Genomic DNA, 611 nt, shown 5'->3' with positions numbered 1-611 from the left:
GCTCCCACTGCTTGTACGTATACGGTTTCAGGTTCTATTTCACTCCCCTCACAGGGGTTCTTTTCGCCTTTCCCTCACGGTACTGGTTCACTATCGGTCAGTTAGGAGTATTTAGCCTTGGAGGATGGTCCCCCCATATTCAGTCAAGATAACACGTGTCCCGACCTACTCGATTTCACAAAAACAAACACTTCGTGTACGGGGCTATCACCCTTTATCGCGCCACTTCCCAGAGGCTTCCACTAAATCCAAAATTGCTTAAGGGCTAATCCCCGTTCGCTCGCCGCTACTAGGGGAATCTCGGTTGATTTCTTTTCCTAAGGGTACTTAGATGTTTCAGTTCCCCTCGTTCGCCTCGTTACACTATATATTCATGTAACGATACCTATAAATAGGTGGGTTTCCCCATTCGGACATCTGTGGTTCAAATGCATTTTGTCGGCTCACCACAGCTTTTCGCAGACTTACACGTCCTTCATCGCCTCTAACTGCCAAGGCATCCACCGTATACGCTTAGTCACTTAACCATACAACCCCAAATGGCCTTCGTTAACACTTCCTATTCTTCCTAAATTTTCCTCGTTCGCTCAGTTACATACTAAAAGTATGTG

Annotated in this window: 1 rRNA gene; it reads right to left on the bottom strand. The window is 46.5% G+C overall.

The window, feature by feature from the left end:
• Window positions 1-527, bottom strand: a 23S ribosomal RNA gene (locus J5X92_RS20890); the annotation flags it as partial.
• Window positions 528-611: the final 84 nt, after the last annotated feature.

Source organism: Alteromonas sp. K632G (assembly GCF_017653625.1).
Taxonomy (GTDB): Bacteria; Pseudomonadota; Gammaproteobacteria; order Enterobacterales; family Alteromonadaceae; genus Alteromonas; species Alteromonas naphthalenivorans.
This window is presented reverse-complemented; position numbering and strand designations above follow the sequence as displayed.